Origin of the sequence: Prauserella aidingensis, from assembly GCF_024171865.1 — a bacterium.
Classification (GTDB): Bacteria; Actinomycetota; Actinomycetes; order Mycobacteriales; family Pseudonocardiaceae; genus Prauserella; species Prauserella aidingensis.
On the sequence record NZ_JAMTCN010000013.1, the window covers coordinates 64,040 to 79,359 of the forward strand.

At 69.8% G+C, this 15,320-nt stretch carries 10 protein-coding genes; 9 read left to right on the top strand and 1 reads right to left on the bottom strand.

Annotation, left to right across the window (positions count from 1 at the left end; all coding sequences use genetic code 11):
* Positions 1-15 precede the first annotated feature (15 nt).
* Complete coding sequence (locus tag LY13_RS14750; protein WP_253828999.1) at positions 16-606, bottom strand: PH domain-containing protein; 591 nt, start codon at positions 604-606, stop codon at positions 16-18.
* Between the two features lie 856 nt (positions 607-1,462).
* Here LY13_RS14750 and LY13_RS14755 point away from each other — a divergent pair.
* From LY13_RS14755 to LY13_RS14795, 9 genes are all read left to right on the top strand, one after another.
* Positions 1,463-3,409 (top strand): acetolactate synthase large subunit, encoded by a 1,947-nt coding sequence (locus LY13_RS14755; protein ID WP_253829000.1) that lies wholly within the window; start codon positions 1,463-1,465, stop codon positions 3,407-3,409.
* 5 nt (positions 3,410-3,414) lie between these two features.
* Positions 3,415-3,921 carry an acetolactate synthase small subunit gene (gene ilvN, locus LY13_RS14760; RefSeq protein ID WP_183656297.1) on the top strand — a complete coding sequence of 169 codons (507 nt, stop codon included), beginning with the start codon at positions 3,415-3,417 and terminating at the stop codon, positions 3,919-3,921.
* A gap of 90 nt (positions 3,922-4,011) precedes the next feature.
* Complete coding sequence (ilvC, locus tag LY13_RS14765) at positions 4,012-5,025, top strand: ketol-acid reductoisomerase (RefSeq protein ID WP_253829001.1); 1,014 nt, start codon at positions 4,012-4,014, stop codon at positions 5,023-5,025.
* A gap of 94 nt (positions 5,026-5,119) precedes the next feature.
* Complete coding sequence (locus LY13_RS14770) at positions 5,120-5,503, top strand: DUF397 domain-containing protein (protein ID WP_253829002.1); 384 nt, start codon at positions 5,120-5,122, stop codon at positions 5,501-5,503.
* 438 nt (positions 5,504-5,941) lie between these two features.
* Positions 5,942-7,537: a phosphoglycerate dehydrogenase gene (gene serA, locus LY13_RS14775; protein ID WP_253829003.1), complete on the top strand. Its 1,596-nt coding sequence runs from the start codon at positions 5,942-5,944 to the stop codon at positions 7,535-7,537.
* Between the two features lie 150 nt (positions 7,538-7,687).
* Positions 7,688-10,993 (top strand): S8 family serine peptidase, encoded by a 3,306-nt coding sequence (locus LY13_RS14780; RefSeq protein ID WP_253829004.1) that lies wholly within the window; start codon positions 7,688-7,690, stop codon positions 10,991-10,993.
* Positions 10,994-11,254: 261 nt separating this feature from the next.
* Positions 11,255-12,301, top strand: coding sequence for a 3-isopropylmalate dehydrogenase (locus LY13_RS14785; protein ID WP_253829005.1), 1,047 nt, complete (start codon positions 11,255-11,257; stop codon positions 12,299-12,301).
* A gap of 391 nt (positions 12,302-12,692) precedes the next feature.
* On the top strand, positions 12,693-14,324 hold the full coding sequence (gene cimA / locus LY13_RS14790) for a citramalate synthase (RefSeq protein WP_253829006.1): 1,632 nt from the start codon (positions 12,693-12,695) through the stop codon (positions 14,322-14,324).
* A 218-nt stretch (positions 14,325-14,542) separates the two neighbouring features.
* Positions 14,543-15,319 (top strand): fumarylacetoacetate hydrolase family protein, encoded by a 777-nt coding sequence (locus tag LY13_RS14795; RefSeq protein ID WP_253829007.1) that lies wholly within the window; start codon positions 14,543-14,545, stop codon positions 15,317-15,319.
* Position 15,320: the final 1 nt, after the last annotated feature.

Below are 15,320 nucleotides of genomic sequence, written 5' to 3' on the forward strand. Positions count from 1 at the left end.
CGGGTCGTGTCGGCGTCAGGCCGGGTTCGTCGGCCGCTCCGCCTCGTCGGTGTCCTCGGAGTCGTGGTCGGTGCCGGCGCCGGTGCCGCGGGCGGCGGTCTCGGTGGTGTCGGCGCCGGACCCGGCCTTGCCGTCGCTGTCGCCCGCCAGCGCGCCGGACGGGTCGGGGATGCGGCCGTCGGACAACAGCGACAGCACCGGCACGTGATGCAGGCGGACGTAGGGGAGTGCTGCGGTCGTGCCGTCCGGCAGTGCCGCCCGGATCGCCGCCTTCTCCGTGACCGACAGGCCGGAGAGGTCGTCCCACGGGATCGACCGGGAGGTCGTGAGGGTGCGGGCCGTCAGCCCCTCGGGAGTGGCGACCGTGCGGACGCGCACCACCCAGACCACGACGGCCACCGGGATCAGGTACAGCAACTGCAGCCCGGGCACGGTGAACGCCACCGGCGTGATGCAGAACAGCAGGATCGGGATGGTCAGCAGGGACACCGGCGGGACACGGAACACCGCGCGGCGCTGCTTGCGCACGACGTGTTCGTCGCGACTCGCGCGCTCGCGGACCTGTGTCCCGGACTGCTGCTGCGGTTCACCTGATTCGTCTGCCACACCCCGATGGTGCCACCGCCGCATGGCCTTCCGGCATTCCGGGCGGGTTTGCGCAGGGAGAACGATCGCGACGCCCACGCGCCGGCGGGTCGATGACGGGCGGCGTCCCGCGTCACGGGGTCCGAGGCGCCAACCCCGGAAACCGCAACACGAGCCCCGGAAACCGCAACACGAGCGCGGGGATCCGCAACACGAGCCCCGGAAACCGCAACACGAGCGCGGGGATCCGCAACACGGGCTCCGGAACCCGCAACACGGGCCCCGGAACCTGCAACACGGCCTGACAACACAGTCGCGCGGGAGCGTGTCGTTGAGGGGCGGTGGTCGGGCGACGGGTGGAGCGACACGGCGGTTGTGGGTACGCGGTGGCGTCCGCCCGGAGGTGCCGGTGTCCGCCGAGTGGATCAGTGTTCCAGTATCCGGAATCACGATCCCGCAGAGTTGACACTCCCACCGCGGCCCGATTACCGTCACCGGCGTGACACCGCAGACGATTCTCGTACTTCCCGAGCGCGTTGACGCCGAGAGCGACGCTTAGGAAGCCGCCTCTGCATCAACGCGCGACCCTCGTACGACCACCCCGGTCGGCGGGGGTTTTTTGATGTCGAGGTTGCGATGTCGTCGAGGTGACGGCGGTGCAGCCCCGATCGGGTGAAGTCAGGCGAACACCACGGACGCCTCGCACCACGGCCTCACCCGGCCGCCACGGCCGACCGTCACACCGAATCGACCGTCACACCGAACCGAGCAGCACACCGAACCGACCATCCGACCGAGAACCCGACACGAGAAGCCGACGAGCCCAGCAGGATCGACTCAGCACGCTCGAGAGCACCAGGACACGAGGCAGACATCGATGACTAGCGCGACCTCGCGATCGGAATCCGGCTCCGCCGGAGACGCCGGAGCCACGGACGCCACCGAGGCGTCCCGCAAGTCCGCCCAGCCGAACGCACCCCGCCCGAAGCCCACCCCGCCCGCGGGCACGCCCGTCCGCGTCACCGGCGCGCAGTCGCTCGTACGGGCGCTCGAGGCGGTCGGCTCGGAGGTCGTCTTCGGCATTCCGGGCGGCACGATCCTGCCCGCCTACGACCCGCTTCTCGACTCGACGAAGGTCCGCCACGTGCTGGTGCGGCACGAACAGGCCGCAGGTCACGCCGCCACCGGGTACGCCCAGGCCACGGGCAAGGTCGGCGTGTGCATGGCGACGTCGGGCCCCGGTGCCACCAACCTGGTCACGCCGCTGGCCGACGCCAACATGGACTCGGTGCCGCTCGTGGCGATCACCGGTCAGCAGACGCGGGCGCTCATCGGCACGGACGCGTTCCAGGAAGCCGACATCTGCGGCATCACGATGCCGATCACCAAGCACAACTTCCTGGTGACCGACCCCGCCGACATCCCGCGGGTCGTCGCGGAGGCGTTCCATCTGGCGAGCACGGGCCGTCCCGGCCCGGTGCTGGTCGACATCCCGAAGGACGTGCTCCAGGAGACGACGTCGTTCGCGTGGCCGCCCGAGATGACGCTGCCCGGTTATCGGCCCACCCTCCGCCCGCACGGCAAGCAGGTGCGCGAGGCCGCGCGGCTGATCTCGCAGTCGCGCAGGCCCGTGCTGTACGTGGGCGGTGGCGTGCTCAAGGCGGAGGCGTCGGAGGAACTGCGCGAACTGGCGGAGCTGACCGGCATCCCGGTCGCGACGACCCTCATGGCGCGCGGCGCGTTCCCCGACTCGCACGACCACCACGTCGGCATGCCCGGCATGCACGGCAGCGTGTCCGCCGTCGCCGCGATGCAGCGTGCGGACCTGCTGCTGGCGCTCGGCGCGCGGTTCGACGACCGGGTGACCGGCAGGCTCGACTCGTTCGCGCCGGAGGCCACCGTCGTGCACGCCGACATCGATCCGGCCGAGATCTCCAAGAACCGCAAGGCCGACGTGCCGATCGTCGGTGATTGCAAGGAGATCATCCGCGAGCTCATCGAAGCCGTGAAGTTCGAGCACGACCGTGGCGACAAGCCGGACCTGACGGCGTGGTGGACGCAGATCGACTCGTGGCGCGACACGTTCCCCGCCGGGTACGAATGGCCCGACGACGGCGCACTCTCGCCGCAGTACGTCATCGAACGCATCGGCGAGCTCGTCGGCGCCGACGCCTACTACGCGGCGGGCGTGGGCCAGCACCAGATGTGGGCCGCGCAGTTCATCAAGTACGAGAACCCGCGCTCGTGGATCAACTCGGGCGGGCTCGGCACGATGGGCTTCGCCGTGCCCGCGGCGATGGGTGCGCAGTTCGGCCACCCCGACGCGCAGGTCTGGGCGATCGACGGCGACGGCTGCTTCCAGATGACCAACCAGGAACTGGCCACGTGCGCGCTCGAAGGTGCCCCCATCAAGGTCGCCGTGATCAACAACGGCAACCTGGGCATGGTGCGGCAGTGGCAGAACCTCTTCTACGACGAGCGGTACTCCAACACCGACCTCGGTACGCACAAGCACCGCATTCCCGATTTCGCGCTCCTCGCGGAGTCGCTCGGGTGTGCGGGTCTGCGGTGTGAGACCAAGGAGGAGGTGGACGACGTCATCAAGCAGGCGATGGCGATAGAGGACCGCCCTGTCGTGATCGACTTCGTCGTCGGCAAGGATGCTCAGGTGTGGCCGATGGTCGGACCGGGTGCCAGCAACGACGAGGTGATGGCGGCCCGCGGCATCCGGCCGCTGTTCGACGACGACGACGTCGCCGACGGCCCCGCGGCCGACGGCATCGTCGCCGACAGGGCCGTCACCGACGTGCGAGGGGAGCAGTAAGAGTCATGAGCATGCACACGCTGAGCGTCCTGGTGGAGAACGTCCCCGGCGTGCTCGCCCGTGTCTCCGGCCTGTTCTCCCGCCGGGGCTTCAACATCGAGTCCCTCGCCGTCGGGCCCACGGAGAACCCCGAGGTGTCCCGGATGACGATCGTCGTCGCCGTCGAGGAACAACCCCTCGAACAGGTGACCAAGCAGCTCAACAAGCTCGTGAACGTCATCAAGATCGTGGAACTCGACCCCGCCAGCTCCGTGCAGCGCGACCTGCTGCTCGTGAAGGTGCGGGCCGATGCCACCGTGCGCAGTCAGGTCCTCGAAACCGTGGAGATGTTCCGCGCGAAGGTGGTCGACGTCTCGCCGGAGGCCGTCACCGTCGAAGCGACCGGCACGCACGACAAACTGAACGCGCTCATGCGCATGCTGGAACCGTACGGCGTGCGGGAGCTCGTGAAATCCGGCATGGTCGCGCTCGGCCGGGGCGCCCGGTCGATCACCGCGAACTCAACCCGATAGAACCTGCGGCCACCGCGGCCGCCGAGCCCGGGCGCCGCCGACGGCGCGTCGCGGGCACATCATGCGATGGGAAAGGAAGTACCGCCCCTCATGTCAGTCGAAATCTTCTACGACGACGACGCCGATCTCAGCATCATCCAGGGCCGTAAGGTCGCCGTCATCGGGTACGGCAGTCAGGGCCACGCGCACGCGCTGAGCCTGCGCGACTCCGGCGTCGACGTCCGCATCGGCCTGGCCGAGGGTTCGAAGTCGCGCCCGAAGGCCGAGGAGGAGGGCCTGCAGGTCGGCACGGTGTCCGAGGTCTCCGCGTGGGCCGACGTGATCATGATCCTCGCGCCCGACACCAAGCAGCGCGAGATCTACACCGCCGACATCGAGCCGAACCTGAAGTCGGGTGACGCGCTCTTCTTCGGCCACGGCTTCAACATCCGGTACGACCTCATCAAGCCGCCCGCCGACGTGGACGTCGCGATGGTGGCGCCGAAGGGCCCGGGTCACCTGGTGCGCAGGCAGTTCGTCGACGGCAAGGGCGTGCCGTGCCTGATCGCCGTCGAGCAGGACCCGAGCGGTGGCGGCCAGGCCCTCGCGCTGTCGTACGCGGCCGCGATCGGCGGTGCGCGTGCCGGCGTCATCAAGACGACGTTCACCGAGGAGACCGAGACCGACCTGTTCGGTGAGCAGTCGGTGCTCTGCGGCGGCGCGTCGGCGCTGGTGCAGACGGGCTTCGAGGTGCTGACCGAGGCGGGTTACGCCCCGGAGATCGCCTACTTCGAGGTGCTGCACGAGCTCAAGCTGATCGTCGACCTCATGTACGAGGGCGGCATCGCGCGCATGCGCTACTCGATCTCCGACACCGCCGAGTACGGCGACCTCACCCGTGGTCCGCGCGTGATCACGCCCGAGGTGAAGGAGAACATGAAGGCCGTGCTGGCGGAGATCCAGGACGGTACGTTCGCCCGCGAGTGGGTCGGCGAGGACGAGGCGAACCGGCCCAACTTCGCCAAGCTGCGTGCGGCGGGCGAGCAGCACCCGATCGAGGAGACCGGCAAGAAGCTGCGCGACCTCATGTCGTGGGTGGACCGCCCGATCACCGAGACGGCCTGATTCATTCGATAGGTCCGTTTTTTCGCCGCGAACCCCCAGGACGTCCTCTCGACGTCTTGGGGGTTTGTGCTGCTCAGGGCTACCGTGCGAGGTGATGATCGACGGCGTTGACCCTGGCGCGTCATCGGCCTCGGGCCCGGGCGGGACCGTCGGCCCGTCCCGCGACCAGCTGGCGAAACACGAAGTGTCGGCCGCACTGGACCTGGACTCCGTCCGCTGGGAGCGACTGCGGGACGAGTCCGGTGCCGAACGAGGTCCCGTCGAGTACGCGTTCGTTCCCCACAGCGACGGCGTGACGTACGTCGTGCTGCGCTCCGCCCTCCGCGGCGCGAGTGACGGTGACGACCGCCGGGCAGGCACGGAGGGCGTCGACGGCGGCCGCGCGGGGGAGGGGACCGTGCTCGTGTTCACCCCCTCGGAATGGGACGCGTTCCTGGCCGGGGCGCGTGACGGCGAGTTCGACCGTCCGCAGGATTGATCGATGCGGCCGGCGCCTGATCCGGCCTCTGAATCGGGCATAGTGACCTGACGAACGAAGTTCGAAATCGGCCGCCGTGACCAGCGACGACGCGCGAACGACCTTCCCCGATGGCGCCGAATTGTCGTTCGAGCATTGCGTCTGCGTTAACTCAGGCGGATACACTCCTCCCGATCGAGGGCACACCGACGTGACCTCGACCACGTCGACGATCGCCGCGGCCCGCGATCGGCACCCGGCAGATCGATCGGCGAGTGCGGGGCAGGCGCAGGTCGTGACACGCAGCCCGTGGCGCGCTGCGCCGCGGCGCGAGACGGAGGTCCGCGTCGCCGGGGCGGCGGACGTGCAGGCGGCTCGGCCGACCTGCGGTGAGCGATGCCGCGAGAGCGAGAGTGTCTGCCGCGCAAGACCAGTGAGTCGAGCTACGAAAGGCGCAACGTGACCACTTCCACCAAGCCCGTCGTCCTCCTCGCCGAGAAGCTCGCTCCCTCAGCGGTGAGCGTCTTCGGGGACGAGGTCGAGATCCGGCACGTGGACGGAACGGACCGACCGGCACTGCTCGAGGCGGTGAAGGCCGCCGACGCGCTGCTCGTACGGTCCGCGACGCAGGTCGACGCCGAGGTGCTCGACGCCACCAGCTCGCTGAAGGTGGTCGCGCGCGCCGGTGTCGGTCTCGACAACGTCGACGTGCCCGCGGCCACCGAGCACGGCGTGCTCGTGGTGAACGCGCCGACGTCGAACATCGTCTCCGCCGCCGAACACGCCATCGCCCTGCTGCTGTCGGTGCTGCGCCGCGTCCCCGCCGCGGACCAGAGCCTGCAGGGCGGCGAATGGAAGCGCAGCTCCTACACCGGTGTCGAGCTGAACGGCAAGACCGTCGGTGTCGTCGGGTTCGGCAAGATCGGCCAGCTCGTGTCGCAGCGCCTCGGTGCGTTCGACACGGAGCTGCTGGCCTACGACCCGTACGCCTCGGCGGCACGGGCCAAGCAGTTCGGCGTCGAGCTCGTCAGCCTCGAGGAGCTGCTCGAGCGCGCCGACATCGTCACCGTGCACCTGCCGAAGACGCCCGAGACCAAGGGCCTGATCGACGCGGCCGCCCTGGCGAAGACCAAGAAGGGCGTCATCGTCGTCAACGCGGCCCGTGGTGGCTTGATCGACGAGGCGGCGCTGGCCAAGGCGGTGTCGGACGGTCACGTGGGCGGTGCGGGCATCGACGTGTTCGAGTCCGAGCCGATCACCGAGAGCCCGCTGTTCGGCCTCCCCAACGTCGTCGTCACGCCCCACCTCGGCGCGTCCACCGGCGAGGCGCAGGACCGCGCGGGCACCGACGTCGCGAAGTCGACGCTGCTGGCCCTGCGCGGCGAGTTCGTGCCGGACGCCGTGAACGTCGCGGGCGGCGCGGTCACCGACGAGGTGCGGCCGTACCTGCCGCTGGCGCAGAAGCTCGGCACGGTGCTGTCGGCGTTCAGCGCGAAGGCGCCCCAGTCGGTGTCGGTCGTGGCCTCCGGTGAGCTGTCGGGCGAGGACGTGAGCGTGCTGCAGCTGGCGGCGCTGCGCGGCGTCTTCGCGAACGTCGTCGAGTCGCAGGTGACGTTCGTGAACGCACCGCGGCTGGCCGAGGAGCTCGGCGTGCAGGTGTCGGTGACCACGGAGCCGGAGAGCCCGAACTACCGCAGCCAGCTGACCGTGCGTGCCGTGCAGGACGACGGCACGGCGCACACGGTGTCGGGTTCGGTTACCGGCAAGGAGGAGGTGCAGAAGCTGATCGAGATCGACGGCAGGCACTTCGACATCCGCGCCGAGGGCAACATGCTCCTCATGGAGTACCCGGACAAGCCGGGAACCATGGGCCGCGTGGGTACCGTCCTGGGTGAGGCCGGGGTGAACATCGACGCCGCGCAGATCAGCCAGACGGCCGACCGGTCGAACGCCGTGATGCTGCTGCGGGTGGACCGTCCGGTCGACCAGGCCCTGCTCGACCCGATCGGTGCCGCCGTGTCGGCCCGCAAGATCCGGTCGATCACCTTCCCGTGACGACCTTCCCGTGACGGGAGGCCTATAACAGGTCCGAACCATCACATTCGGATAAAACGCTACGAATTACGCTATTGGGTGACGCCCCCGGTGGTGTTGGCTGGCTGACTATCGATTGTCAACCTCCCGACCCATTGGGGGCGCCCCAATATGAATCGCTGGCGAGCACGACTGCTCGCGACCTGTTCGACCGCCCTGTTGGCCGCGACGTTCGCGGCAGGCGGGGCGTCGGCGCAGGACGCGGCGAGTATCGATCCCTTGCCGACCGCCTCGTCCGACCTCGACCCGGGCCTCGCCGACGACGGCATCTCCCCGCGGCTGGCCGACGCGCAGGGCCGTGTGTCGGCCTTCGTCGAGGTGAAGAAGCAGGCCGCGGTCGATGCGTTCAACAACGAGAAGTCCAACGGCAAGAAGGCCGCCGCCGCGGCGGCCAACCGCGCCAGGAAGTCCGCGCTGGGCACCGTCGACAAGGTCGTCGGCAACCTCAGGACCATGGATGCGCGCACGACGGTGCTGGCGCGCACCGCCAACGCGGTGCCCGGTGCCATCGTCTCGGCGGACGCGCAGCGGCTGCGTGACCTGGCAGGCCGCGACGACGTCGTGTCGGTCAAGCCGATCGTGCCGAAGAAGCACCAGAACGCCGGTGCGGACCAGCTGACCAAGGCCGTCGACGTGTGGCAGCAGACCGGGCACTACGGCGAGGACGTCACGGTCGGCGTCATCGACACCGGTATCGACTACACGCACGCCACGTTCGGCGGCCCCGGCACCACGGAGGCTTACGAGTCGGTCGACCCGGAGAAGGAAGCGCCCTCGGACCTGTTCCCCTCGGCGAAGGTCGCGGGCGGCACGGACCTCGTCGGTGACGACTACGACGCCTCGGGCGAGAACGGCTCCGAGACCCCGAAGCCGGACCCGAACCCGTTGCCCTGCATGGACCACGGCACGCACGTGGCGGGCACGGCCGCCGGGTTCGGTGTCGACGCCGACGGCTCGACGTTCACCGGCGACTACTCGGAGCTCGACGGCGACGACCTGATGGACATGAAGGTCGCGCCGGGCAGTGCCCCGAAGGCCGAGCTGTACGACATCAAGGTGTTCGGCTGCGCCGGGTCCACGGCCGTCATGGCGCAGGCGATGGACTGGACGCTCGACCCGAACGGCGACGGCGACTTCTCCGACAAGCTCGACGTCGTCAACATGTCGGTCGGCAGCGACTACGGCGCGCCGGACGACCCCGAGGCCGACTTCGTGCGCAAGCTCGTCGCCAACGACGTGCTGCCGGTCATGTCGGCGGGCAACGGCGGCGACCTGTACGACGTCGGCGGCAGCCCCGGCAACACGCCGGAAGGTCTCGGTGTCGCGAGCATCCGTGACTCGTACGTGCTGCGAGACGCGGTCGAGGTGGCCGCGCCGTCCGATGTGGCCGGTCGGGTGGCAGGACAGTTCAGCCTGTACTATACCGGTTACGACTCCCTCGACATCACGAAGCCGGTCGTGGCGCTGTCGGAGGGCAACGCCAACGGTTGCGGCGAGTACTCCGAGTCCGACGCGGCCGCGGTCGACGGCAAGATCGCCTGGCTGGAATGGGACGACAACGACGGGACGCGGGAATGCGGCTCGGGCGCCCGTGCCGACAACGCCACGGCTGCCGGTGCCGCGGGCGTGGTGTTCACCTCGGGGCTGCAGAACTTCGGCGCGGCCATCGCGGGCAACGAGGACGTGCCCGTGTTCCAGCTGACCGGCGAGGCCACGGAGAAGCTGCGCCCTGCCCTCGACGGCGGCACGCTCGAGATCACCATGACCGGCGACGACCGCATGTCGCTGCCCACCGAGGACGAGTCCATCGAGGACACGCCGAGCTCGTTCACCTCGCGCGGGGTGCGCGGACCGACGGTGAAACCGGACCTCGCGTCGCCGGGCGACACGATCGCCTCGGCGCTGATGGGCAGCGGTGACTCCGCCACCGCCATGTCCGGTACGTCGATGGCCTCGCCACACGCGGCGGGCATCACGGCGCTCGTCCGCGAGGTGAACCCGGACTGGACCGCGACCGAGGTCAAGAACTCGGTCATGAACACCGCGGCCCACGAGGTCACCTCCGGCGGCACGGTCGTCGGACCGCAGCGGGTCGGTGCCGGCCGCATCGACGCCCGGGCCGCGGTCGACAACGACGTCATGGCGTACTCGCTGCGGGACCGCAAGGCCGTCAGCGTGTCGTTCGGCGTGCTCGAGGTCGCCCAGCCGACCACGAAGCGCAAGGTCGTCCGCATCGTCAACAAGGGCGACGAGACCGCGACGTACTCGGTCGGCTACGAGGCCTCATCCACGATGCCGGGCGTGAGCTACGCGCTCTCGAAGGAATCGGTCACCGTGCCCGCGGGCGGCAGTGCCCACGTGGCCGTGAAACTGCGGATCGACCCGTCGGCGATGCGGAAGACGATCGACCCGACGCTGGAGCGCAACCAGCTCGACGTGCCGCGGCAGTTCGTCGCCGAGGCAGCGGGCCGCATGGTGCTGCAGCCCGAGGGCGACGGTGCGACGCTGCGACTGCCGGTGCACGCCGCGCCGAAGCCGGTGGCCAAGCTGCATCACTCCCGCAACATCGCCTTCCGCGGCGGTTCCGACACCGCGGACGTGCGGGTGCGCGGACGCGGTCTGGACCAGGGATCCGGCAGCGAGGCGTACCGCTCGCTCATGAGCATCATGGAGCTGCACGCCCGGTCGCCGAAGCTGCCGCCGTGCGTCGGGGAGCAGACGAGCGGGTGCACCGTCAACGAGACGGCCGAGGGCGGTGACCTACGGCACGTCGGTGCCACGTCGGTGGGCGAGGGCGACGATGCGCTGCTCGCGTTCGGACTGTCCACGTGGGGCAACTGGTCGAGCCTCGGCGGGCACACGATCCCGTACGTGCAGACCGACACCGACGGTGACGGCCGGCCCGACTACGAGACGTACGCCATGCCGATGCCGTCCACCGACGTGCTGGTCGCCCAGACCGTTCGACTCTCCGACGGTTCCACTGTGGACCTGCAACCGGTCAACGGCCAGTTCGGCGACGTCGACACCAACACGTTCGACAGCAACGTGGCGGTGCTGCCGGTGTCGTTGAACGCGCTGGGGATCGACCCGTCGGCCGACTCGCGCGAGATCAGCTACACCGTCGGTGTCTCCGGGTACTACGGCGACCCGGAGACCGGCGACGTCGACACGATCGACGAGCCGATCACGTTCGACCCGCTGAACCCGGAGTACACGGTGGCGGGTGCCGACGGTGCGGCGCTGTCGTACGTGGCGGGCCGGGGTGACAGGTTCACGGTGACCCGGCATCCGGATTCGGCGGAGTCGGCCGAGGGGCTGTTGGTGCTGAGCCACCACAACGCCTCCGGCAGGCGTGCCTCGACGATCGGCGTGCACGAGCTCGACCACCGCCCGGTGTCGACGAACGACGGCTGACCGGCGTCCGCGGCCGCTCGCGTGGCGGCCGTCCCAGTAGGCGGACACCCGCTGGACGGATGCCGTGCCCGGGACCCCACCCACGGGGTCCCGGGCACAGTCGTGAGGCCACCGGCCGGGGGACCCGCGACCGGGTCGCATGGGCCGTTGGGGTGGTCGTGGGTCGACAGTTCGTCGACGCCCGGTAACCTGCCGTCGCTGGCTTTGGATGCGAATGGGGTACCCGTGGTCGATGGGGCCCGGTCTGACGGAGGTGTGAGGATGCGGCTCGCTGTGATCCCGGGTGATGGGATCGGGCCCGAAGTGGTCTCCGAGGCACTCAAGGTGCTCGGGGAGGTCGTCCCGAACGCCGAGACGACGAGCTACGACCTCGGTGCGTCCCGCTGGCACTCGACGGGTGAACTGCTGCCCGAGTCGGTGCTGGGCGAACTCGCCGAGCACGACGCGATCCTGCTGGGTGCGGTCGGCGACCCGAGTGTGCCGAGCGGCATCCTCGAGCGTGGTCTGCTGCTGCGCCTGCGGTTCGAGCTCGACCACCACGTCAATCTCCGGCCCGGCAGGTTGTACCCGGGCGTGCAGGGTCCGCTGGCGGACCCGGGCGAGGTCGACATGGTCGTCGTCCGCGAGGGCACCGAGGGGCCCTACGCCGGTAACGGCGGACTGTTGCGCAAGGACACCGAGCACGAGATCGCCACGGAGGTCAGCCTGAACACGGCGTTCGGCATCCGCCGGGTCGTGTCGGACGCCTTCCGCCGTGCCAACGAGCGCCCGCGCAAGCACCTCACGCTCGTGCACAAGACCAACGTGCTGGAGCACTCCGGGTCGTTGTGGTCGCGGATCGTCGAGGAGGTCTCGCTCGAGTACCCCGAGGTGTCGGTGGCGTACTCGCACGTGGACGCCGCGACGATCCACATGGTCACCGATCCCAGCCGGTTCGACGTGATCGTCACCGACAACCTGTTCGGCGACATCATCACGGACCTGGCGGCCGCCGTGACCGGCGGTATCGGCCTCGCGGCCAGCGGCAACCTCGACATCTCCGGGCGCAACCCGAGCATGTTCGAGCCCGTCCACGGCAGTGCTCCCGACATCGCGGGGCAGAACGTGGCGGACCCGACGGCGACCGTGCTGTCGGTGTCGCTGCTGCTCGACCACCTCGGGGAGAAGGAGGCCGCCCGTCGCATCGAGGCGTCGGTCGCCTTCGATCTGGCCACGCGGGACCAGGCGTCGCCGGGCACGACGACGGCGATCGGCGACCGGCTCGCGGCGCTGGTGTCGTCCAACGCGGCGCCGCGTCCCGCTCTCTGAGCACCCGCCGAACTCTCGCGAGGGCGCCCCGGCCGACGGTCGGGGCGCCCTCGCATGTCCGGGCCCGGTGACCTCCAGGCCCGGCGGTGTTCCGAACGCATCGGATGACGGGGCGGAACGGCCGGCGACGTGTCCGGATCGTGGGAGCTGCGCCCAGTGGTTGGACGCGGCTGTCGGTGATGTGGCATGCTTGGCCGCCATGGACACGTTTCGCGTGATCATTATTGGCAGGCGCGCCGGGTAAGTGCCCCGTAGGCACCCGGCGCGCAGACCTCTCGCATCTTCGAGCGGGGGGTCTTTTTTGTGGCCGCAGCCGGCCGCACTCGGCTCGCCACCGGCCCCGCTACCGGCCATTCCGCTGTTGTCAGGCACCGCGACGAGGAGACGAACCGTGACCCGCACGGAACCCGCAGGCACCCCGCTCGGGGACGACTTCCACCTGTACGACACGACGCTGCGCGACGGTGCGCAGCGCGAGGGGATCTCGTACTCGGTCGCCGACAAGATCGCCGTGGCACGGCACCTCGACGAACTGGGTGTCGGGTTCATCGAGGGCGGCTGGCCCGGTGCGATGCCGAAGGACACCGAGTTCTTCGCCCGGGCCGCAGCGGGGGAGCTGCCGCTCAAGCACGCCGCGCTCGTCGCGTTCGGGTCGACACGGCGCTCGGGTGTGGCGGCCGGTGACGACCCGCAGGTCCGCGGCCTGCTCGACGCGCAGGCGCCGGTCGTCACGCTCGTGGCCAAATCGGACATCCGCCACATCGAGCGCGCGTTGCGGGTGGACGTCGACGAGGCGTGCGCGATGGTCGCCGACACGGTGAAGTTCCTCGTCGGCGAGGGACGGCGGGTGTTCCTCGACGCGGAGCACTTCTTCGACGGCTACGCCTACGATCCGGACACCGCGCTCCGCGTGCTGGACGCGGCGGGATCGGCAGGCGCCGACGTCGCCGTCCTGTGCGACACCAACGGGGGACAGCTTCCGTTGGGACTCGCCGAGACCGTGCGGGAGGTGCGCGAGCGCACCGGGCTGCGGATCGGCATCCACTGCCAGGACGACACGTCCTGCGCGGTGGCCAACAGCATCGCGGCGGTGCAGGCGGGCGCGACCCACGTGCAGTGCACCGCCAACGGCTACGGCGAACGGGCGGGCAACGCCGACCTGTTCGCCGTCACCGGCAATCTCGTGGCCAAGCTCGGTATGGAGGTTCTTCCCACCGGAGGGGCCGCCGAGCTGACGCGCGTCTCGCACGCGCTGGCCGAGATCGCGAACATCGCACCCGACACCCACCAGGCCTACGTCGGGTCGTCGGCCTTCGCCCACAAGGCGGGGCTGCACGCGAGCGCGATCAAAGTGGACCCGTTGCTGTACAACCACATCGACCCTGCACAGGTCGGCAACGACATGCGCGTGCTGGTCACGGAGATGGCGGGCAAGGCGAGCCTCGAACTCAAGGGGCAGGAACTCGGTGTGGACCTCGCGGGCAATCCCCGCGCCCTCAGCAACACGGTGCACAAGGTGAAGGACCTCGAGGCGGGCGGCTGGTCGTTCGAGGCGGCGGACGCCTCGCTCGAACTGCTGATGCGGCGCGAGATCGCCGGCTCGGACGGGCGGGAACCCGTGGGCCCGCCGTTCGCCCTCGAGTCCTACCGCGTGGTGCTCGACCACCGCACCGACGGCGAGATCGTCTCCGAGGCGACGGTGAAGGTCCACGTCGCGGGGGAGCGGGTCATCGCCACGGCCGAGGGCAACGGTCCGGTCAACGCGCTCGACGCGGCGTTGCGCAAGGCGTTGTCGCCGCACCTGGCGTGGCTGGACGAGATGTCCCTGTCGGACTACAAGGTGCGCATCCTCGTCAACCGGCAGGGCACGGGCGCGGTCACGCGCGTGCTCGTCGAGTCGTCGGACCGCGAGCGCGAATGGACCACGGTCGGCGTGCACGAGAACATCGTCGAAGCCAGCTGGCTCGCGCTCTGCGACGCCCTCGCCCACAAGGCCCTTCGCGTGACCCCCGAGGCATCCTGACCCCGAGGCGGGTTCCTGCCCCAAGGGCACCTTCGGTGCATCCAACGCGCCGATTCTTCCCTTCGCGCGCCTTCACGAACGAGGGGAAGATCAGGCGCGTTCAACGCCACTATGGTGCCCTTGGGGGCAATCGAGCGCTCCGCGCCGCAGGTACGCCCGCCCGTCTCCCACCGCCGCCCAAACGGAGGCGCTCCGCGCCCCTGTTTAGGATGGGGACCGTGCGTTTGGCTCGGATTGCTCACCCGGAAGGTGTCGCCTTCGTCTCGGTGGACGGAGACGGCGACAGCAACGACACGATGGTCTCGGAGATCGCCGACCATCCGTTCGGTACGCCGAACTACACCGGCAGGAAAAGGCCGCTGGCCGACACCCGCCTGCTCTCGCCGATCCTGCCCACGAAGGTGATCGCCGTCGGCCGCAACTACGCCGACCACGCCCGCGAAATGGGCAACGAGGTCCCGGCCGAGCCGATGATCTTCCTCAAGCCGTCGACGACCGTCATCGGTCCGAACGCGCCGATCCGCAGGCCGAAGCAGTCGGAACAGGTCGACTTCGAGGGCGAACTCGCCGTCATCATCGGCCAGCCCGTGAAGAACGTGCCCGCGTCGCAGGCTCGGCAGGCCGTGCTCGGCTACACGGTCGCCAACGACGTCAGCGCGCGCGACTTCCAGCGTTCCGACGGGCAGTGGGGCCGCGCCAAGGGGTTCGACACGTTCTGCCCGATCGGCCCGTGGATCGAGACCGACCTCGACCCGGCCGACCTGCCCATCCGCACCACGGTCGACGGCGAGACCAAACAGAACTCGCGCACCTCGGAGCTGGTCCACAAGGTCCCCGAACTGATCGAGTTCGTCTCGTCGGTGATGACCCTGTTGCCCGGTGACACCATCCTCACCGGCACGCCCGCGGGCGTCGGCCCCATCGTCGCGGGCCAGGAGGTGTCGATCACGATCGACGGGATCGGCACACTCACCAACCCCGTGGAGAACGCCTGAG

Excerpts from the sequence above, each read along its gene's own strand:
- LY13_RS14755 (WP_253829000.1), top strand. The coding sequence starts at position 1,463 with ATGACTAGCGCGACCTCGCGATCGGAATCCGGCTCCGCCGGAGACGCC.
- ilvC (WP_253829001.1), top strand. The coding sequence starts at position 4,012 with ATGTCAGTCGAAATCTTCTACGACGACGACGCCGATCTCAGCATCATC.
- LY13_RS14785 (WP_253829005.1), top strand. The coding sequence starts at position 11,255 with ATGCGGCTCGCTGTGATCCCGGGTGATGGGATCGGGCCCGAAGTGGTC.
- LY13_RS14780 (WP_253829004.1), top strand. The coding sequence starts at position 7,688 with ATGAATCGCTGGCGAGCACGACTGCTCGCGACCTGTTCGACCGCCCTG.
- ilvN (WP_183656297.1), top strand. The coding sequence starts at position 3,415 with ATGAGCATGCACACGCTGAGCGTCCTGGTGGAGAACGTCCCCGGCGTG.
- LY13_RS14770 (WP_253829002.1), top strand. The coding sequence starts at position 5,120 with ATGATCGACGGCGTTGACCCTGGCGCGTCATCGGCCTCGGGCCCGGGC.